This window comes from Pseudomonas oryzihabitans (assembly GCF_007665395.1).
In the GTDB taxonomy this organism is placed as follows: domain Bacteria; phylum Pseudomonadota; class Gammaproteobacteria; order Pseudomonadales; family Pseudomonadaceae; genus Chryseomonas; species Chryseomonas psychrotolerans_C.
This window is the reverse complement of sequence record NZ_VDND01000002.1, coordinates 704752-721032: the sequence shown is the minus strand read 5'-3', so window position 1 is coordinate 721032 and position 16281 is coordinate 704752. Positions and strand designations below refer to the sequence as shown.

The 16281-nt window shown below is 54.2% G+C and carries 23 protein-coding genes and 1 tRNA gene; 17 read left to right on the top strand and 7 right to left on the bottom strand.

The window, feature by feature from the left end:
• Positions 1 to 7: 7 nt before the first annotated feature.
• From FSV73_RS07375 to FSV73_RS07355, 5 genes are all read left to right on the top strand, one after another.
• Positions 8 to 1882: a tape measure protein gene (locus tag FSV73_RS07375; protein WP_145006031.1), complete on the top strand. Its 1875-nt coding sequence runs from the start codon at positions 8 to 10 to the stop codon at positions 1880 to 1882.
• A 63-nt stretch (positions 1883 to 1945) separates the two neighbouring features.
• Positions 1946 to 2341, top strand: a complete 396-nt coding sequence (locus FSV73_RS07370; protein ID WP_145006028.1) for a hypothetical protein — start codon at positions 1946 to 1948, stop codon at positions 2339 to 2341.
• Between the two features lie 134 nt (positions 2342 to 2475).
• A complete protein-coding gene (locus FSV73_RS07365) occupies positions 2476 to 2673 on the top strand; it encodes a hypothetical protein (RefSeq protein ID WP_145006025.1) in 198 nt (65 codons plus the stop codon).
• Positions 2670 to 3017, top strand: a complete 348-nt coding sequence (locus FSV73_RS07360; RefSeq protein ID WP_145006023.1) for a hypothetical protein — start codon at positions 2670 to 2672, stop codon at positions 3015 to 3017. The genes FSV73_RS07365 and FSV73_RS07360 overlap by 4 nt, the downstream gene beginning before the upstream one ends.
• Before the next feature lie 101 nt (positions 3018 to 3118).
• Entirely contained in the window at positions 3119 to 3322 is a 204-nt protein-coding gene (locus tag FSV73_RS07355; protein WP_145006020.1) for a hypothetical protein, read from the top strand.
• Positions 3323 to 3352: 30 nt separating this feature from the next.
• Here FSV73_RS07355 and FSV73_RS25535 read toward each other — a convergent pair whose 3' ends face one another.
• Positions 3353 to 3550 (bottom strand): hypothetical protein, encoded by a 198-nt coding sequence (locus tag FSV73_RS25535; protein WP_186309174.1) that lies wholly within the window; start codon positions 3548 to 3550, stop codon positions 3353 to 3355.
• Positions 3551 to 4110: 560 nt separating this feature from the next.
• Here FSV73_RS25535 and FSV73_RS07345 point away from each other — a divergent pair.
• The 6 genes from FSV73_RS07345 (at position 4111) to FSV73_RS07320 (ending at position 8495) form a co-directional block, all read left to right on the top strand.
• Positions 4111 to 5337, top strand: coding sequence for a tyrosine-type recombinase/integrase (locus FSV73_RS07345; RefSeq protein ID WP_145006014.1), 1227 nt, complete (start codon positions 4111 to 4113; stop codon positions 5335 to 5337).
• Complete coding sequence (locus FSV73_RS07340) at positions 5334 to 5891, top strand: hypothetical protein (RefSeq protein WP_145006011.1); 558 nt, start codon at positions 5334 to 5336, stop codon at positions 5889 to 5891. Before FSV73_RS07345 ends, FSV73_RS07340 begins: the two co-directional genes overlap by 4 nt.
• Before the next feature lie 89 nt (positions 5892 to 5980).
• Positions 5981 to 6172 (top strand): helix-turn-helix transcriptional regulator, encoded by a 192-nt coding sequence (locus FSV73_RS25975; protein ID WP_145006008.1) that lies wholly within the window; start codon positions 5981 to 5983, stop codon positions 6170 to 6172.
• Positions 6173 to 6174: 2 nt separating this feature from the next.
• A complete protein-coding gene (locus FSV73_RS07330; RefSeq protein WP_145006005.1) occupies positions 6175 to 6489 on the top strand; it encodes a helix-turn-helix domain-containing protein in 315 nt (104 codons plus the stop codon).
• Positions 6486 to 7949 (top strand): AAA family ATPase, encoded by a 1464-nt coding sequence (locus FSV73_RS07325; protein WP_145006002.1) that lies wholly within the window; start codon positions 6486 to 6488, stop codon positions 7947 to 7949. The genes FSV73_RS07330 and FSV73_RS07325 overlap by 4 nt, the downstream gene beginning before the upstream one ends.
• Positions 7950 to 8045: 96 nt before the next feature.
• Positions 8046 to 8495 carry a hypothetical protein gene (locus FSV73_RS07320; protein WP_145005999.1) on the top strand — a complete coding sequence of 150 codons (450 nt, stop codon included), beginning with the start codon at positions 8046 to 8048 and terminating at the stop codon, positions 8493 to 8495.
• A gap of 28 nt (positions 8496 to 8523) precedes the next feature.
• Here FSV73_RS07320 and FSV73_RS07315 read toward each other — a convergent pair whose 3' ends face one another.
• Together FSV73_RS07315 and FSV73_RS07310 are read right to left on the bottom strand one after the other, a co-directional pair.
• Complete coding sequence (locus FSV73_RS07315; protein ID WP_145005996.1) at positions 8524 to 8919, bottom strand: hypothetical protein; 396 nt, start codon at positions 8917 to 8919, stop codon at positions 8524 to 8526.
• A gap of 8 nt (positions 8920 to 8927) precedes the next feature.
• Positions 8928 to 9398, bottom strand: coding sequence for a Panacea domain-containing protein (locus tag FSV73_RS07310; RefSeq protein ID WP_145005994.1), 471 nt, complete (start codon positions 9396 to 9398; stop codon positions 8928 to 8930).
• 580 nt (positions 9399 to 9978) lie between these two features.
• Between FSV73_RS07310 and FSV73_RS07305 the strand changes: the two genes are divergently transcribed.
• The 6 genes from FSV73_RS07305 to FSV73_RS07275 all read left to right on the top strand — a co-directional run bounded on the left by FSV73_RS07305 (position 9979) and on the right by FSV73_RS07275 (position 13209).
• Positions 9979 to 10239 carry a hypothetical protein gene (locus FSV73_RS07305; protein ID WP_145005991.1) on the top strand — a complete coding sequence of 87 codons (261 nt, stop codon included), beginning with the start codon at positions 9979 to 9981 and terminating at the stop codon, positions 10237 to 10239.
• Entirely contained in the window at positions 10232 to 10786 is a 555-nt protein-coding gene (locus tag FSV73_RS07300) for a hypothetical protein (protein ID WP_145005988.1), read from the top strand. Before FSV73_RS07305 ends, FSV73_RS07300 begins: the two co-directional genes overlap by 8 nt.
• 194 nt (positions 10787 to 10980) lie before the next feature.
• A complete protein-coding gene (locus tag FSV73_RS07290) occupies positions 10981 to 11913 on the top strand; it encodes a phage protein (protein WP_145005982.1) in 933 nt (310 codons plus the stop codon).
• Between the two features lie 82 nt (positions 11914 to 11995).
• Complete coding sequence (locus FSV73_RS07285; RefSeq protein WP_145005979.1) at positions 11996 to 12289, top strand: hypothetical protein; 294 nt, start codon at positions 11996 to 11998, stop codon at positions 12287 to 12289.
• Positions 12286 to 12756, top strand: coding sequence for a DUF2213 domain-containing protein (locus tag FSV73_RS25970; protein WP_145005976.1), 471 nt, complete (start codon positions 12286 to 12288; stop codon positions 12754 to 12756). Before FSV73_RS07285 ends, FSV73_RS25970 begins: the two co-directional genes overlap by 4 nt.
• Before the next feature lie 27 nt (positions 12757 to 12783).
• On the top strand, positions 12784 to 13209 hold the full coding sequence (locus tag FSV73_RS07275) for a hypothetical protein (RefSeq protein ID WP_145005973.1): 426 nt from the start codon (positions 12784 to 12786) through the stop codon (positions 13207 to 13209).
• A gap of 145 nt (positions 13210 to 13354) precedes the next feature.
• On the opposite strand, the gene FSV73_RS07270 is transcribed toward FSV73_RS07275, so the two are convergent.
• From FSV73_RS07270 to bamC, 4 genes are all read right to left on the bottom strand, one after another.
• Positions 13355 to 13444: transfer RNA gene (locus FSV73_RS07270), tRNA-Ser, on the bottom strand.
• 80 nt (positions 13445 to 13524) lie between these two features.
• Positions 13525 to 14235: a phosphoribosylaminoimidazolesuccinocarboxamide synthase gene (gene purC / locus FSV73_RS07265; protein WP_145005970.1), complete on the bottom strand. Its 711-nt coding sequence runs from the start codon at positions 14233 to 14235 to the stop codon at positions 13525 to 13527.
• 156 nt (positions 14236 to 14391) lie between these two features.
• On the bottom strand, positions 14392 to 15150 hold the full coding sequence (locus FSV73_RS07260; RefSeq protein WP_145005967.1) for an MBL fold metallo-hydrolase: 759 nt from the start codon (positions 15148 to 15150) through the stop codon (positions 14392 to 14394).
• On the bottom strand, positions 15089 to 16273 hold the full coding sequence (gene bamC, locus FSV73_RS07255) for an outer membrane protein assembly factor BamC (protein WP_145005964.1): 1185 nt from the start codon (positions 16271 to 16273) through the stop codon (positions 15089 to 15091). Before bamC ends, FSV73_RS07260 begins: the two co-directional genes overlap by 62 nt.
• Between the last annotated feature and the right edge of the window lie 8 nt (positions 16274 to 16281).

The window sequence follows — 16281 nt, the reverse complement described above, 5'->3', positions numbered from 1 at the left end:
AATTATAATGAATAATATGAGTTCCGTAGCGAGTTTCTTTGCATCCCTTGGGATCAAGGTTGATCAACGTTCTTTTGCTCAAGCAGAGAGGATGCTTAAGAATATCCAAGCCACGATGGAAGGTTTCAAGAAGTACAATGCAAGTCTAAACATCAAGCCAAAGATTCAGCTAAACACTCTCCAGCTTCAGAAGCAAATTCAGACAAGCTTGAATCAGGTCGGTCGGTTAACTTCACTGAAGCTTGATAAATTCAACGTAGATGCTACTCGTCTAACCAGCAGTCTTGAGAGTGCTATCAAGCGTGCCCAGTTCGGTGCTAGCTCGGTGAAGATCAGGGCTATCGCAGACAGGTCAAGCATCGGCCAATCCACGCGCTCTGTAGCGAAACAACACGAAGCTGGTCTTGCTGCTGCTGGTTTCCAAGGAGGGGGTGTGGCGGGCCTCGTAGGGGCTTCCAGAGCTGGTATTGCGGGTGTCGCTGGGTACGTTGGCGTGCAAGCTGTCCAAAGCTTCCAAAACCAGATGGATGAGTTCCAGAATCGTATTGGTGAGCAGCAGATGCAACGTCTGCAATTGGGTGCAGCAGTCGGCGGCAGTGAGGTACGCCGCAAGAACAACATCCAGGCGCTACGGGATATCAGTGATTACACCGGCACTCGTGCTGAAGATCAGGTGGCAGGCTACACCCGGTTCGAGAAGCAAGCTACGCAGTCAGGACTAGGTGCAAGACAAGCTATCGGCCTATACCGCGATATGGCTGTCAGCACACGTGGTAATGGCGGTGATCAGCAGAGCATCGAGCGCCAAGCTTACGCCCTGCAACAGGTGTTGGGGCTTGGGTATCTTCGAGGGGAGGAACTTAACCAACAGCTCGCAGACTCGAATCCCGCAATCAAATCGTACATTCAAAAAGCTTATCTTGATCGTGTTGGTTTCAAAGGAAATGATAGTCAAGGCACTGAGAAATTTCTCAAAGACTTATCCAAACGCAAAGTATCAGTTGATGATGTATTGAAAGGATATGAGCTTTCTGCAAAGAACGCCGCAACTCGTGTTGAAGAGCTTTCTAACTCTATTCAAGGTGCTCAAGCTCGTTTAGACAATGTTAAATGGGCTGAGAATCTAGAACGTACAGAAGGCCCTCTCACTGATGCTATGAGAGAGCGCACGCATGCAGAGAAAGAGCTTTATGACGCTCTAAAGCCTACGCGGGATATGCTCTATCAAGTGGCAACGGAAGGTATTAAGTTTGCAACGTGGATGACAAACGCCACTACGGCAAGCATCAACGCTGCTGAGAAGATTCCGCCAGGTACAGTATCACACGGTACAGTACCAATTCCTGGCGCCAGCCCTGATGACCCACAACCTGGATTCTTAACACCTAAGAAATATAATTCTGTTGGCTCGTTAGGTGAAGCTTGGGACATCATCACTAATAAGGTAGCGAATCTTTTTGGTGCTCCTGCATGGGGAACCCCTGGTAATCGGTTTACTCCTGACTTTAACCAGAAATATCGAGAAAGCTCTCTTCGTTATGGGCAACCAATCAATGACTTCAAAGTTCCAGATTGGGTGAGTAATCCAAGCATTGAACCTCTGCGTGCACCTCAGTTTGGATCAAGTCCCGCCATTGACTATCCTGATCGTATTCAGCAGCAGATGCAGCAACGTTTAGAACAAAACTACAATAACAACGACAATCGTCAGATTGATAATAGCGTTAACATCGCTGCTGGCGCTGTAGTGATCGAAGGTAGCAACCTCTCTCCTGATGATCTTCTATTGAAGATGCAGACTGGTATCCAAGATATCGCTCGCCGCTCTCAATTCAACGACTATCAAGATGCCCGAATTCAATATCCATCTGTAGGACGTTAACTTAAACAACAATCTATAGGCCCTCCCCGAGAGGGCTTTTTACTTTCTGAGACGTAAAAATAAATGAATTACTTTGTTCTTCATCGAGGGTCAAACCTCGTTGCCGGTATTCTATCGGCTTCAGTTCCACCAGCTAAATCTAACGACTATAAGTTTATCCTTGCTAATGACAAGGTGTTGAATGTTTATCTTAAGTGGATGCAGAAACACAAAGATGTTTGTCCTGACCTTGGGGAGCTGATTAAGAAATCAAGTTACCTTAAAGACACTCTTAACCCTCAGTGCCATTCCCTACAGGATACATTTCCACGTAAAGAGAGGGAGTCTTTCCTGCCCAGTCGTGAAGCTATCATCTCATCTTGGATTGCAGTACATCCTAAGGCTGATGAGCATGACCTACACGAGCAATTCGGGTGTGGTGTGGTAGCGGCCAAGGCCTACTTAGATAAGTGGCTATAACGCCACAGAGTGCGGTTTGCAGGGCCTTAAAAGTGGTGGTTGATACTAAGGTACTGGATACCACTTTTTACACCTCTACAGCCCCTATAAACACTGTATTTAAAACACTAAATTAACGTTATCCGAGGTATCTAATGCGCGTATTCGCTAACTATCAATTCAAAGGGCATCGTAGCTCAATCGAGCTTCCTGAGAAGCTTGTTCAACTCTTCAATGAGAAATATCCCAATCAAAGTATTGGCCGCTTCATCACCAAGATTTTAAAAGATGAAAAGGTTGGTCATGTTGGATCATCCTTTGTTCTTGCTAAGCTAATCGAGGTATTGGTATGAAACTCGAAACATTTAACCGCTACCTTGCAGTTCCGCAGATTATTTTATCTATCCTTGTATGCGCTCAGCTATATCAGAACCAGAATACTCGCACCGAAATTCTTGGTCAGCTTGAGACCTTTCAAACCAAGACAGAACGAACTCTTTATAGCATCCAGTCTCAGTTGGAAAGTAAATTTAACCAGCTACGCGGACAGATCGATGAGGACAAAATCAACAATGATCGAGCGTTCAGAATCCTGAAAGAGCGTGTTGATAATCTTGAACGCCGTCCAACTGTCATTATGAACGGCCAACAGGGCTTCCGCACCAGCGGACAGTCTCAACAAAACACTAATCAGTAGCACGCCCGCTTATATATTTTATATAACAGTATCATGCTCAAACGTAGATATACCAAGGGCTACAGCAGTTTTACGTTAATCAAATTAGAGGAAATTAAGAAATGTTAGAATACCTAAAGAATCAACTCGCTGTCACTATCAAGGCTTATCAGAACGAAGATAAAGACGTTCCTGACGAGCTATGGGAACAAGGATGCCTCTTGTTCATGGCAGAACAGGCAGCAAAGGAGAGAGATGAGGAGAAATTTCTATTCGCTCTGAACGAGCTTTGTGGCGGGGATATAGCAACAACGTTTACTGCTTGAAGAAAGGGAGGCTCATCACCTCCCTCATTTTTAGTCTATCAACGCTTTCAGGAATGCCTTTGTAGATTCCTTATCATCACCAAGGTTATCAACATAATACTGGATCTCCTTCTCAAACTCAGCGTTGTCAAACCCTGGCTGGTTTTTCAGTGCCTTTACAACATAGATAACGCCCACAGCGATACCGCCCAGCTCCTTACCGATTACAGTGCCCAGATCGTTAACCATTGGCTCAACCTCCTGTTGTGGAGACCAAAGCGTAGCTGAGACAGGGCGGCTGCGTAGATGCCAACGCACATTTTCCCATCGCCCAAGGCGGTAGCGGCGGTAGCTGCTAACGTAGACAGGTCTGGAGCGTGGGACGTTACGTCGACGTTGGCGACTGAATCGTGCTTGCATGGTCAAACCCTCAAATTATGAAAGCAGGTCGGTTGGCCTGCTCCCAGCGCACCGTTAAGGCACCCTGGAATTCATAATTCGGGCGACAGGATGAGCCCTCCTCGCTAGGAGAGACATTCTTTACAAGCAGAATTTGAGTAGTAAAACTGAGTGGTAAACCCAGAAAGCAAAAAGCCCCCTAAACCATTGATTTAGAGGGCTTTTCTATAGATGGCGGAGAGATAGTCCGCCATATCCTAGTTTCAATCAATTTCAGATCCCCTCACGTGGTTAAGCTACAAGCCGCGCTCTGCCTAGCTCTAAGCCATATATTTAGTTCATAATCGTTCCCATGATTTCGCACGCTGCCCCGCTCAAATGGTGAGTCTGGTGGTGGGTCAGGGGGACACATGCACAAGCTAACCGCTAGATCGCTGGATAAACTCATCAAAGAGGCGTCGCCGGGCCTAATAGGCGATGGTGGGGGCTTGTACCTGCAGGTAGGAAAGACTGGGGGGCTTAGCTGGCTCTATCGCTTCCAACTCAACGGCAGCCGTCGAGCCATGGGGTTAGGCAAGCATCCAGAGGTGTCACTGGCGCAGGCCCGCGAGCGAGCTGCCAATGCTCGCAAGCAAGTGGCAGACGGCATCGATCCGATTGAGGCCAAAGAGCACGCTCAGCTCGCAGCAAAGGCCGCACAGAACAAGGCGCTCACCTTCCAGCAGTGCGCAGCGGAATACATCGATGCGCACAGGAGCAGTTGGAAGAGCACCAAGCATGCCCAGCAGTGGGAGAACACCCTCTCCACCTACGCTTACCCTTTCATTGGGGATAAGCCGGTCAGCGCTGTAGCCACAGACGATGTGCTCACCATCTTGAAGCCGATCTGGGCCAGCAAAAACGAGACTGCCAGTCGGGTACGCAACCGCATCGAGCTGATCATTGCAGCAGCCAAGGCCCGTAAACGCTTTGAGGGCGAGAACCCTGCACAGTGGAAAGGCCATCTGGATAAGCTGCTAGCCAAGCGCAAGCAGGTTGCTCAGGTCGAGCACCATGCCGCCCTACCCTACAGCCAGCTACCTACGTTCTGGCGAAGCCTAGAGACCGCTGAGGGCATGGCGGCGAAGGCGTTGCAATTCACCATCCTTACTGCGTGCCGTACCAGCGAGGTATTGAATGCGCAGTGGAGCGAGATGGATCTGGACTCGGCGCTTTGGACGATTCCAGCTAGCCGGATGAAGGCCAGGCGCGAACACAAGGTCCCTCTGTCTAATGCTGCAGTGGCAGTCCTGGAGCGCCTAGCGAGAGTGCAGGATAACCCTTTCGTCTTTCCCGGCATGAAGGAAGGTCGCCCGCTCTCGAATCTGGCCATGTTGATGCTCCTTCGACGCATGGATCTCGGGCACCTTACCGTCCACGGCTTCCGCTCCTCGTTCCGAGACTGGGCAGCCGAAGAGACAGCCTTTCCGAACATGGTCGCTGAAATGGCGCTGGCCCATACGGTTGGCAGCGCAGTCGAAGCTGCGTACCGCCGCGGCGATCTTTTAGAAAAACGCAGGGCAATGATGCAGGCCTGGGCCGACTACGTTGAGACACAGCCGGCTACCAACGTCGTTCAGCTGAGGGGGCGCGCGTGATGGCCAAACAAAAGCTTTCTCCTAGCAAAAGAAAAAGGCATGACCAGTACAACCAGATGGTGAAAGCCGTATCGGAGCAGATGACCGCTCTGCGAGCTGACCCAGAATTTGTTCGCGCAGAATCCGAGTTCGAACGCGCCGCTGGTACCGCTACTCTTCCGGACCTGCATGGTTTTGTTCAAGCCAATGAGCAGGCGGAAGCTAATGCCGAGCGCATCCTTAAAAACGCTGGCGGGATGCCCTTAGCGCAGTTCCTTGACACCGAGATCGGTCAGGTCGACCATCTGACCATTCTCGCATTGATCTCAAAGGCCAGATCACAAGCTATTTCAGAGCACGAAGAGTCAGCTAGAAAAGCTGGCTCGGACGGAGCACAAAAAGCTCATGCGGCCGATCATGCCCGTGGAGAATTGATACAGCAGGCCTGGGCGACTGGAGGCTATAGCTCCAAAAACCACTGTGCGAAGTCTACCTGGCAAAGACTTGGATTCCGAAATGAGGAGACCGCGAGAAGCTGGCTTCTAAATACGCCAGAGCCGAGCCCACAGAAATAACCATACCGTCTACCCCCTAGACGGAATACTCGCCGCTCTCCCCATGCGGAAAATAGGACTCCGAAAGTTCACACGATTTCGGAGCCTATATGATCACTTCTCTAAACAACATCCTTCGCCCTAAACAGGCCGCAGCCTATCTTGGCGGAATCTCACTAGTAACTCTTTGGCGTCTTTCAAAACGCCCCGAATTCCCTCGCAAGGTGAAGCTTACGGGCAAGGCGGTCGGCTACAAGAAATGCGAGTTAGACGCATGGATTGCTGGACGCCAGGAGGGCTAACCATGGACAAAAAAAAGGCCAACTCGAAAGTCAGCCAAGGCACAGAAGCGGACGTTAATAATACCAGTTGCCCAGCACAGCGCGCACGCATTCTAGAGCGTCTTAAAAGTGGACCGCTAACAACTCTCGAAGCTGCAGAAGAGCTGAATGTACTAAGAGCACCAGCGCGCATCCACGAGCTACGCGACGCAGGCCATAATATTCTGACTTATCGAATTGTCGCCCACGATAGTAACGGCCGCAGACATCCTCGCATCGGCAAATACGTTCTTATCAACCTAGCTGGCGACAGCATGGACGGCCGGGGTGCGGAATGACTTCCCTTGCTGGCGCCATCTCGCCACTGGACGTAGTGCTATCGCGCCTAGAGAGGCCCAAGAAGAGCGGAAAGCACTGGATTGCTTGCTGCCCTGCGCATGAAGACAGATCGCCCAGCCTGAGCGTCTCTGAGAGCGACGACGGCAAAGCTCTAGTGCATTGCTTCGCCGGCTGTGAGACGCGTGACGTGCTGGGCGCCATCGGGCTGGACCTGAAGGATCTCTTTCCCAACGGACTAAGCGTTGATCAGCGACTGCAGTACCAGTGTCGCAGCCTTGAGGCGGCACGCTCGCATGCACAGCTACTGCGGGACCTTGCGCAGGCCAACATCAGCACGTTGAGCGACGAGGATCTATTGGTTGCGGCACAGGCCGAAGTGGACGTCAGAAAGATCGAAGGCCAGCTGGCTAAGCTTGATGACGCTATGCCGGCTAACGAGGATCGCTTCACGCTGATAGATGCGTCCGCACTCGAGGGTACCGCGCGTGCACCTGAATACCTTGTCGAAGGGATGATCGAGAAGGATGCGCACGGGATCATGGGCGGCGCATCCATGACGTTCAAATCCTTCATTGCCCTACGTATCGCCTACAGCATCTGCACCGGTCTGCCCTTTATGAGCTGCAAGGTGTATCACCCCGGAAAGGTTGTCTACGTCTGCGGTGAGGGTGAAGGCGGCATAGCGCGGCGCCTGAGGGCACTGGCGCAGGAGCTGGGTGATATCCCACAAGGAACGCTATTCGTTGTACCTGGCGCGCTGCGTATCGATGACCCTATCCATATGGCCGATTTCGGTGAGCAGCTGAAACAGCTGCAGCCACAGATAGTCATGTTCGACACCTTCGCTAGCCTATGTGGCGGGACGGATGAGAACAGCCCTAGCGAGGTCGGCCCTGTGCTACGCCGCATCAAAGAGACCTGCCGCTCTGTCGGGGCTTCTAGCCTCATCGTGCACCACTTTGGTAAGGATGCCGACCGCGGCTTCCGGGGAGCGTCAAACTTCACCAATGACGTGGATTACGCATTCACCGTTAAGCGCGACGGAGACAATCTGCGCACCTGCATCTCATCCCACAAGTGCAAGGACGGCGAGCCATTCAAACCTGTACACGTTGGCATGACACCGGTGATGCTTAAGGGCTTGGCGGACCAGGAAGGTCGCGAAGTCTTCTCCCTGATGGCAGTCCAGGCGGAGAGATCAGGCTCTCAGCCAACATCAGAAGGACAGCCTATGTGGAAACGTGCGCTCGACGTCCTGCAGGAGTGCTTCGACGTACAACGGGATAGGCTTGAGCTGGGAGGCAAGCCGTTCGCTAACCCTGCAGTGACATGGGAGGACTGGAGCCTGGCAATGACTGATGCAGGGATCAAGAATGGCAGACGTGAGCGGGATAAGCTGAAGGAACGCGACCTGATTGAGTGCCTGTCCGGCAATGAGTATAGGCCGAAGCCGAAATGACGGATCGCGCCCTCAAACGCCAGCAGCTAGCTGGCTTTTTTTTACCTGAAATTCGTTGCTACGCTGGTGACACTCACACGACAAGGCAATGACCAAATGCAGCCATCCCTCCCTGTACCGACAGACAATATCTATAAATTCTCCTGCCTGTTTGGCCTCGTGCTGATAGTGTCAGCCGTCATAGCTTTCGCATCTGTTTACAGCAGTTCGCTAGAAAGAAAAATCGTCTATGTGCAAGCAGTGATAGCGCTTGAGTCAAAGGCCGAGCGAACGAAGCAAGAGGAGGAGAACCTCAGGCTGAACAGGCTGCTGATAGACGTAACCAAGCAGAATGAGAATTTGGCGAACATCGCTTTCGGGATAATCATCGCCGTAGGCTTATGCCTGAGCGGCTCCGGAGCAATGCAATGGCACCGGACCATCCAGCGCCGCGATGATCAGCTAGCAGAACTACAGATACAGAAGCTGCAGGCTGAGATAGCGAAGATCCAATCCGAGACCCCGCTACCTTCTTCCTCTGAAAAACCGCCCCCTGCGGAAAGCTGATTCCATAGCCGTAAATCAAGGCGCTACGCTAGGCGCCTTCTTTCTTCTTCTCTTCTTTAGCTCTTTGCTTGCCAAAAAGCCAATACGCGGCAACACCGTAAAGGCCAAGTACGGTAGCAGTAGTGGAGGTTATGAACGCTATAAGAACCGAATCAGAGAGTTTGAATGGTATGTAACGATACCCTTCCAGGAAGAATGGTAAAAACCATCTCCCAAACCCCTGCAGCAGCACAACAAACCAAACCACTGCTACCCAAATAAAGGTAAGTCTAAAAAGGAGAGCCGTGTGTTTTTTTCTTAGGTCATGAAGATCTTCTTCATGCCTTCTTTTTTGATCTTCATTCTCAACAAAAGCTCTTTGCTCCAATAAGAGAAGCGGAGCATCTGGCGCGTAAACAGCTTCCACATCAAAGAAGCTATCCATCTCACCATTCATAGCGAAGAATGCCGAGGCTGACTCAAGAGGCGCCGATAAAAGTTTTCAATGAGATCATTTGATATTTCAGAATTTCTACCGTTCAGACCCCAAGTAACAGACCATGGCGTTCCTGACTGATGCGTCGCTGCTGAAAGCGTTAATCCGTCTACTTTTCCGTATTTACGCACCACAGTGCGTATTACATCCAACTCGTCTTCAGAAAATTCAAGCCGCGGCGCATTAGCTACTTCCTGAACCGGCATTGAGCGATATTTCCTAACCGCATCATATACAGACGGCTCTACTGGTCCGTACTGCCAAGCTTGAACAGGCTTGTCCAACAAAGGAGTACTGTGCTTCCCAAGCATATAGCCGTGAGCAATATAGACGAGCTTAAGAAGCTGCATAGGGGTGACAGACGGGTCGCCCAACTCATGACTTACGTCCAGTATTTTCTGGGCTACCGCAAGTGCGTTCTTGCCCATGATGAACCTCCAAACTATGAATGATAAAACTGATATGGAGGAAATTTTGGCTGTTTCAAGGGCGCTGGTAACGCCCTACCTTCAGCATAGCAGAGTTGCTAAACGTCATACGAACGAGCAACTTAACCTGTAGTTATATACAGTAATGCATGGAGGATTGCAAGATAATTCATAGGTAGCACCTCCGCATCACTCCGCCGGGCGGAGGATCAAGGCTGTAGCCGATAAACCGGCCCAACGACGCACCAAGGTGTTCCTTGCACCAAACGTTGCATGCGTACCGTCCTCTGTACCGCCCTACTTCGCTGTACCGGTATGTACCGCGGTACACGAACCGCTCCAAACCCGCCCAGCACGGTGCTTTCAGGCGGTACAACTTATGGTACGGCACCCTTGTACCGTACCGCTCTCCCCCTAGAAGGGGGAGCAGTGGTACAGGAGTGGTACAGGTATGAAAAATCGGAAGCAGAGACTCTCAAACTCTTTTACTGACACTTAATCAAGAGAAACTACAGGCTCATTGGGAGCGTGACTTAGTCATCATATAATTTAGGCGTATTGAATCAACGAGACTTACGCCGTGGCAAAATATTATGAAGACGAGCCGGATGCAGATTCGCAATCTGCTCTGGAGTCTATCGGCAATCGAATAGACGCTCTCAAGCACGCGCCCTCCTTCCGCATTGCCCTATCCCACTATGACGCAGCAATCGTGATGCTGGATCTGGTTGCGAGCGCAAACATCACCAGGAAATCGACCGCTCTCAAGTTACTGGGGATGGTTCGATCCGAGTTTAAAACCAAGAAATCCCAACTACAGAGAGCGCAGAACCATGTCTGACACTTCCGCAAAAATCAAAGAGACGAAAGATCGCCTGGACGCAATCGAGCGAGAGCTGCCCGAAGTCCAGCGCGCCTATGACGCTTCCTTCGCCGAGCATGAGAACGGCGACCCGCAATTGGAGATTCGTCTGCATCACCTGACCAGCGATAAGGAGAACAAAACAAAGCGCTATAGGGCTCTTCAGTCGATCCTGCTGGAGGAGCAACGGGCGCATATCCTGCAGAAGCAGAAGCAAGCCGCCGAGCGCTTCAATGCCATCACGACGGCCTTCGATAGCGAACTGGACAAGGTGACCGGGGACATCGAACGCCTACGGAAGAGGGTAGATAACCTGATCGCCGATAACGAGCTGCATGAACTCTATGACCTTGCATCTCAGTCAGGGGAAAAAATTCATTCTCTGCGAGGCACCACTTACCGGGAATTTGGTGTGCTGATACGAAGCCTGGAAAAGCTTGGCGGTCTCTCTAGTCACGCTGAGCGCCAGCGCGGGGCCGTGCTTAATAGTCGCATCGTAATGACCCCGTCTCACCAACCGAGCTGACGTGATGAGCACAAATCCTCGCAAGTTCAAGGCCACGGGCATTGTCCCAGTTCGCCTGATAGTCAACGTTCATCCTGAGACAGTTGACGCTATTGATCGCTTGATCAAATGGCGTCATCCGGCCAAGCGCAACCGCGCTGAGTTTGTACGGCTCGCTGTAGAAGAGAAGCTGGCGAGAGATAAGGAGGTCCACGGTGGCTAGGATATGGAAGCGCCGCTTAGAGATATTGGTTGGCAATTCGGGAGAGTTCTTACGAATCACCAACCAAAACGATGGCCCGTCCCTGCGCGTTGCATTCTCCGTAGTACACGGATATGGCCAAACCCCCACCTATGCCGAGATCAGTATCTACGGTCTCACCCGCGAAAGCGAAGCACGGATCTACGATAAGTATCGATCAATCACCTTGCAGGCTGGATACCAAGAGCTGTACGGGCCTATCTTCCGCGGGCAGATCGTCAACATTCAAAGCGAGCGCAGCGGCCCCAATGGCGTCGATCGCAGCGTAAAACTGTTCTGCCGCAGCGGCGCGCAGGAAATGGACGAAAGCTTCGTGAATATCACGCTAGGCCCCAATACGCCGTACACCGAGATCATCCGTGCCTGTGCGGCCAAGTTCGGCAAGCCCGTTATCTTCCTTGGCGACTTCAGCCATCTTCCGAAATGCCTCCGCGGTTACATCCTCAACGGCAGCACGAAGGCGGCCCTCAACAAGCTAGCCAAATCCTTCCGATTCGATTGGTTCATTACCGAAGACAACTTGATGATCGTAAAGGAAGGTGCTGCGCAAGGGGGCGAGACATTCAAGATATCGGCCCGCACCGGAATGATCGCTAGCCCGGCGGTGACTGACACCTCGGTGAATATTCGGATGGTTCTAAATGCGGCGCTTCAGGTCGGGCGCGTGGTGCAAATCCAATCTGAAGCCGCTCGTTTCGAGTTCTCTGGGGCGTACTGGAACGAGGTGCCGCGCAGCATTGGCGAAGGCGTATATCGCGTAATGCGCTACTCCCACGTTGGCGATACGCATGGTGATCAATGGGAGACGCAGATCGAATGCAACCGGTATCTCAAAGACGATCTAGCCCGTAAAGACGCTGAATTACGGCTTCAGGGAATCTACTAACGATGATTTTCGGGAACCGTAAAAAGGGATTTTGATGATTTCCGGAACACTACGCGCGCGTACGCGCGCAGGATTATAGCAAATGAACAGAGCTTACTTTACTGACGCCGCCACACTCGCAAATCAGCATCTAGAGCCGCTTACCTCTGAGATAGTGGAGATGACGGACGATGAACTTGGAAGACTTAAGGCGCGTTCGTTCAAAGTCATGGATGGTGCTCCCCTGCCCCGCATCCGCGTTACAGATGCTGTACGCGCTCGAATTGAAGCCGACCCAATCGCTCGCCAACGCTTTGAGAAAGCCAAGCAGTCTCTAGATTCCAAACGTGAGGCGGGCAGCGATGCCTATGCCGCCTTCCTTGCAGGTATCAGATGATGGCCGAGGTACGGCTATTCAGGGCTGTTCCCTTCGCCCGTGTAGGCATGCAGGAGTACCTGGCACACGAGTTAGATCTAGATGGCGACCCTAACCGCGTTATCCGGGTGGAGCGTGGCAGAGCCGAGGTGCGCCGGAGCGCCTCCACCTTTCGCAATGTCCCTCTTACTAGTGACCACCCTGGCGAGTTGGTAAGCCGCGGCGCCCTAGATCGTCTCGCTATAGGAATCGTGTCAGATGCCTGGTTCGATTCCGATACAGGGCAGCTACGGGGTGACCTGTGGGTTTGGGATGCCCAGGCCATCATCGATATCATCGCCGGTAAGAGAGAGCTTTCCGCAGGCTATATGGCTCGTTACGAGCCTAGTGGCCAAGGCTTCGCCCAGAGGGCTATCAAAGGAAACCACGTTGCTCTCGTCGTTGCTGGGCGATCAGGAATGGCTCAGCGGATTGGGGCAGACGTCTAAAGTAGGTTTAATTAGAAGGAACGACATATGAAAAATGGATTTGCAGCCTTCGCTTTTGCTGCAAGCTTGGCAGTCAGCACGCCAGCCTCTTCAGGCCCCTACCGCGAAGCAGTGGAGGCCTATCAATCGAAGATGCAGGAGCAATATGTTCTAGCAGCTCTGGATCATGCATCACAGCTACGTGATAGACCGCAGAAAGTTTTCGCCCTTCAGACAGCAGGATCGTGCTTCGCTGGCCATCACATTCCTGAGGAGCGACTCCGGAAAGTGGTTCGGAAGCATGGTATAGAAGCAGCCAAAGCGATGCTGGACGACCGAGAGCTAATGGACTATCTCGACTCGGATTATCCGGTCTACCAATACGCATTAACCAATCTGTACCGTTTGAACGAACAGGGCTGGACTGAGCTGTGCAAGCTAGCATTCGGAAGCAATGTAGCCGGAAGGGACTGAGGGCTATCACCAAATCCAGCTACCGTTCGTCGCTTCACGAACTTGCCGGAAGCCTACCGAAAATCAACAGATGGTGGGTTAGATGGTGAGCTACGGAAGCTATAAAGCAAAAAACCCGTCTAGGACGGGCTTCTTGGCGAAATAATGGCGGAGAGATAGGGATTTGAACCCTAGGAGCCATTGCTGACTCAACGGATTTCGAATCCGTCCCGTTCGACCACTCCGGCATCTCTCCAACGCGGCGCATGATACCAGCCATGCGCGCAAAAGCGAACAAGCAATTGCAAAAAAAGCTCTGGTATCAGCGGCTTGCGTTTAGAGCGGGACGCCCAGGCGCTGGGCGACCTCTTCGTAGGCCTCGATCACGCCGCCCAGGCCCTGGCGGAAGCGATCCTTGTCCATTTTCTTGCGGGTGGCCTTGTCCCACAGGCGGCTGCCGTCCGGGCTGAATTCATCGCCCAGCACCACCTTGCCGTGGAACAGGCCGAATTCCAGCTTGAAGTCGACCAGCAGCAGGCCGGCGTCGTCGAACAGCTGCTTGAGGATGTCGTTGATACGGAAGGTCAGCGCCTTCATCTCGGCCAGTTGGTCGAGGGTGGCCCAGCCGAAGGCCTGGACGTGGCTTTCGTTGACCATGGGATCGTGCAGGGCGTCGTTCTTGAGGAAGAGTTCGAAGGTCGGCGGGGTCAGCTCCAGGCCCTCTTCCACGCCCAGGCGGCGCACCAGGCTGCCGGCGGCGAAGTTGCGCACCACGCACTCCACTGGAATCATCTCGAGCTTCTTGACCAGGCACTCGTTGTCGCCCAACAGCTGCTCGAACTGGGTCGGGATGCCGGCGGCTTCCAGCTTCTGCATGACGAAGGCGTTGAACTTGTTGTTCACCATGCCCTTGCGCTCGAGTTGCTCGATACGCTCGCCATCGAAGGCAGAGGTGTCGTTGCGGAACAACAGGACTAGGCGGTCGGGATCGTCGGTGGTGAATACCGACTTGGCCTTGCCACGGTAGAGTTCTGCGCGTTTTTCCATCTTGGACTCCGGTTCGAATGGCTTGCAGGCTGTGGACGAACGCCAGGGGACGACAGGTTCGGGACGAGTACAGCCGGGAAGCGCAGTTTACATAGGATCGTGGAGGTTTTGGCCGTGCCGCGAAGCCTGGCCGTCAAACAAATGCCTGGCCGGCACCTAGGCGATGGCCTGCCATTCCAGCCCCTGTTGCTGATCGGCGACGTGCAGCCAATCCGCGTCGCAGCCCAGGACGTTCGTGAAACAGGCCCGCGCCAGCCAGGGATTGTTGTTCTTTTCGCTCAGGTGGGCCAGGACCAGGTGCTGCAGGCCTGGGCAAGCCAGCTCCAGCACCAGGTCGGCCGCCTGGCGGTTGTTCAAGTGTCCCCGCACCCCGCCGACACGCGCCTTGAGGTGATAGGGATAGGGCCCGGAGGCGAGCATGGCGCTGTCGTGGTTGGCCTCGATCACCAGGGCATCGAGACCGCGGTAATGGGTCAGGACGCCGGGGGTGGCCTCGCCGAGATCGGTCAGCACGCCCAGGCGCTTGCGGCCATCGTCGAAGACGAATTGCGTCGGCTCCAGGGCGTCGTGGGACACCTGCACCACGGTCACTTCCAGCGCGTCCAGGACCAGGCGCTCGCCATCCACCAGCAGCCCTTGGGCAGCGACCGGCTTGCGCAGGCCGCGCCCGGTACCGGCGCTGTAGTACACCGGCACGCCATGCTTGCGCGCCAGCAACTCGACGCCCTGCACATGATCGGAATGTTCGTGGGTGACCAGGACGGCGTCCAGCTGGGCGGGTACCACGCCCAGCCGGGCCAGGCGACGTTCGGCTTCCCGCAAGGAGAAGCCGCAGTCGATCAGGACATAGCTGTTATGGCTGTGCACCAGGGTCGAGTTGCCCCGACTGCCGCTGCCCAGGATTGCGAAGCGCATACTGCATGCTCGTCTGAAGCTTTTTCAGCACGCCTTCGGCGATATCCTGGGGTGCTGCGGTATTGATGGTCTTGTCCAGGGTGACCTGGACGGCGTTGCCCACCGAGGTGAGGCGTACCTGGAAGCGCCGCGCCCGGGCGTCTTCCTCTTCCTTGGTCTCGCCCTTGCCGAACAGGCGGCCGAAGAAGCCCGGCTTGCGCTCCTCGGGCTTCTGCGCGCCCTCGGCGAGGTTGACGTAGTAGACGCCCAGGCTGCGATCCATGTCGTCGACGCGGATGTCGGCGCCTTCGATGGCGCGGCCGACGCTGGACCAGGCACGGTTCAGGTCGCTTTCCAGCACCAGCATGGGCACCCCGCTGCCATCGACCTCGTAGGTCACGCGCTCGGGGGTGTCGTAGCCGCCGGCGGCGAGCAGGGAGACCGAGCCACTGCCCTCCTCGCTGCGATCCAGGCCGGCGAGGACCTGATTCAGCAGGGCGTCGTCGAGGGCCGAGCTGTTCTGGCTGCTCGCCCAGGACGGGTCGCTGGTACTGCCCTGGCTGCGGGTCTGGGTCTGGACGAAGATTTCGCTGCTGCCGGACTGCACGCCCGGCTCGATGCGCACGCGGGTACGCAGTTCGTTGCCAGGCTGCAGGCGACCGTTGGTGCTGAGGCTGCGGGCCAGCGGCGTCGACAAGTCGGTGGGCGACTGCCAGGCGGTGATGAGCTCGCCGGTCTGCGGCCGCTCTTCGGCGATGCGGAAGCCGTTGTCGGTCAGGTACTGGCGAGCCACCGGCCAGACGCTGGCGGGGACCTTCTGCGCCGCCAGCCAGCGGGCATTGCCGCTGCGCTGCACGCTGTACTGCTCGCTGCCACCGCCCTGGGCGCTCAGCGCCTGGGGCCGCGGGACCTCGAAGCCATAGGAGCGATTCTGGGTGTCGGCCACGTTGGCCGGGATCGGCAGCAACGGATCCAGCGGCTTGGCCTTGACGTCGGTCGGTACCTGCATCGGTCCCGTCTCGCGGGATTCCAGGTAGTCGTTGCCGCGATCACGGAAATACCCGTGCTCGCCCCACACCCAGCTACAGCCGCTGGCGGTGGCCACGGCCAGACCCAGCGTCGTCAATCCCAGAACACGTTTCATCGACTGCT

Coding starts and splice junctions, on each gene's coding strand:
- FSV73_RS25535 (WP_186309174.1), bottom strand. CDS start 3,550: ATGGTTAACGATCTGGGCACTGTAATCGGTAAGGAGCTGGGCGGTATC.
- FSV73_RS07330 (WP_145006005.1), top strand. CDS start 6,175: ATGGACAAAAAAAAGGCCAACTCGAAAGTCAGCCAAGGCACAGAAGCG.
- purC (WP_145005970.1), bottom strand. CDS start 14,235: ATGGAAAAACGCGCAGAACTCTACCGTGGCAAGGCCAAGTCGGTATTC.
- FSV73_RS07370 (WP_145006028.1), top strand. CDS start 1,946: ATGAATTACTTTGTTCTTCATCGAGGGTCAAACCTCGTTGCCGGTATT.
- FSV73_RS07285 (WP_145005979.1), top strand. CDS start 11,996: ATGAACAGAGCTTACTTTACTGACGCCGCCACACTCGCAAATCAGCAT.
- FSV73_RS07310 (WP_145005994.1), bottom strand. CDS start 9,398: ATGGGCAAGAACGCACTTGCGGTAGCCCAGAAAATACTGGACGTAAGT.
- FSV73_RS07320 (WP_145005999.1), top strand. CDS start 8,046: ATGCAGCCATCCCTCCCTGTACCGACAGACAATATCTATAAATTCTCC.
- FSV73_RS07325 (WP_145006002.1), top strand. CDS start 6,486: ATGACTTCCCTTGCTGGCGCCATCTCGCCACTGGACGTAGTGCTATCG.
- FSV73_RS07355 (WP_145006020.1), top strand. CDS start 3,119: ATGTTAGAATACCTAAAGAATCAACTCGCTGTCACTATCAAGGCTTAT.
- FSV73_RS07315 (WP_145005996.1), bottom strand. CDS start 8,919: ATGGATAGCTTCTTTGATGTGGAAGCTGTTTACGCGCCAGATGCTCCG.
- FSV73_RS07360 (WP_145006023.1), top strand. CDS start 2,670: ATGAAACTCGAAACATTTAACCGCTACCTTGCAGTTCCGCAGATTATT.
- FSV73_RS07275 (WP_145005973.1), top strand. CDS start 12,784: ATGAAAAATGGATTTGCAGCCTTCGCTTTTGCTGCAAGCTTGGCAGTC.
- bamC (WP_145005964.1), bottom strand. CDS start 16,273: ATGAAACGTGTTCTGGGATTGACGACGCTGGGTCTGGCCGTGGCCACC.
- FSV73_RS07260 (WP_145005967.1), bottom strand. CDS start 15,150: ATGCGCTTCGCAATCCTGGGCAGCGGCAGTCGGGGCAACTCGACCCTG.
- FSV73_RS25975 (WP_145006008.1), top strand. CDS start 5,981: ATGATCACTTCTCTAAACAACATCCTTCGCCCTAAACAGGCCGCAGCC.
- FSV73_RS07375 (WP_145006031.1), top strand. CDS start 8: ATGAATAATATGAGTTCCGTAGCGAGTTTCTTTGCATCCCTTGGGATC.
- FSV73_RS07365 (WP_145006025.1), top strand. CDS start 2,476: ATGCGCGTATTCGCTAACTATCAATTCAAAGGGCATCGTAGCTCAATC.
- FSV73_RS07300 (WP_145005988.1), top strand. CDS start 10,232: ATGTCTGACACTTCCGCAAAAATCAAAGAGACGAAAGATCGCCTGGAC.
- FSV73_RS25970 (WP_145005976.1), top strand. CDS start 12,286: ATGATGGCCGAGGTACGGCTATTCAGGGCTGTTCCCTTCGCCCGTGTA.
- FSV73_RS07345 (WP_145006014.1), top strand. CDS start 4,111: ATGCACAAGCTAACCGCTAGATCGCTGGATAAACTCATCAAAGAGGCG.